This is a genomic window from Paenibacillus sp. Y568 (assembly GCF_059445545.1).
In genome coordinates, this window is the sequence record NZ_JCAIUM010000055.1 from 1 (window position 1) to 1,443 (window position 1,443).

1 protein-coding gene is annotated in these 1,443 nt (G+C 39.3%); it reads right to left on the bottom strand.

All coding sequences use genetic code 11. The annotated features are described in order from the left end of the window. Positions 1–771: 771 nt before the first annotated feature. The gene (locus AC1D7X_RS25745) at positions 772–1,095 is read right to left on the bottom strand and encodes a hypothetical protein (protein WP_495476433.1); all 324 of its coding nucleotides are present in this window, start codon (positions 1,093–1,095) and stop codon (positions 772–774) included. Positions 1,096–1,443: the final 348 nt, after the last annotated feature.

Below are 1,443 nucleotides of genomic sequence, written 5' to 3' on the forward strand. Positions count from 1 at the left end.
CTTTCATTATTCTTTTTTTCTTCCTTCTATTATCCTTGATTTAATCTGATCTATCACCTTTATTTATTTGTTGTTACTAGGTTTCATTGGGTTATCAATCTCAAAGGGGTTGCGTATAACGTTGCGCATTTCTGACGTCCGAACGGCTTAAGGACCGCAGGTCCGGGTGGCTCTGCCACTTAGCCGGTTGGATGTGTCGTCTGATTCCACTTCTCCGAAATACCTCTTGGCGACCAAGGAGCGTAAGCGACGAAGCAAAAATGCAATGTTATACGCTGCCCCTTCTTCTTCGATTCCACATCCATATATGTCTTGTGTGTTTTATGTATTTGATATATCTTGATCTGTTCTATCTTTTGGTTCTATCAAATCCATTTCCGTATAGGAAAGGTACCCTTTCTACTATTCCTTGTGACTTGGTTCTCAACTGCTACTTCGTAAATGCATCCTTATTCATTTCATTCATTTATGCTTTTTCTCTTCCTTCAATTATCCTGTATTTAAGTGTTCATTTCACCTTTATTTATTATTGATTGTTACTTGGTTTCATGTTTTAACCTTCTCAAAGGGGTTGCGTATAACGTAACGTGTTTCTGACGTCCAAATGGCTTAAGGACCATAGGTCCGGGTGGCTCTGCCACTTAGCCGGTTGGATGTGTCACCTGATTCAACTTCTCCGAGAATCCCTCTTGGTGACCAAGGAGCGAATGCGACGATGCTGAAAAACATTGTTATGCGCAGTACCTGACTTCTTCGAATTTACTAATGCTGTTATTGTTTTAGATGGGGGTTATATATGATTTCAAGTGTTTTGTAATTTTCTTTATCAAATAGCATTTCTGGCACTTCTTCCAGCCATTTCACTTCACTTCCTAGTGTTTCAAATCCGTCTTTCTTTTTGCTTATATCTACTCCAAGTCGTTTCCATCGTATCTGTTCTTGCTCTATAACAACCTCTGCCACAACTACTGTACACGACAAATCACAATCATCCGGACACATCAGTATTGGCAGGATTTTATGTTTTTTGTTTGACATAAATCTATCTTGAACAAACTTTGCTTCTTCTTCTGTGCTTATCCAATCAATCATCATAGGTATTAATCCAGCGAACATTTCATCAGGGTATATATCATCAAGTATTTTATCTAATGCTTTTTGGTCTATATGAATTACTTCGTGTTCTTGATTAACATAACGGCTTTTCTTTTTTATTACTGAGATATGATTAATGTATTGTCATCTCCTGTATTTAATAATCTTTATCAGGTATTGCGCATAACGTTCGGGTATTCACGACGTCCTATCGACTAAGTGCGTGTCAGCGCACTTAGTCGATTGGATGTGTCCGGCTGATTCCGCTTCCTCGCTACTGAAGATCCATCCCCGAATATACTTCTAACTTCTGCCGGACCGAGGGGCGAATGCCCCGAAGCTTGAATA

Bases quoted from the DNA above. Each gene is read 5' to 3' on its own strand.
- AC1D7X_RS25745 (WP_495476433.1), bottom strand. From the start codon at position 1,095: ATGATGATTGATTGGATAAGCACAGAAGAAGAAGCAAAGTTTGTTCAA.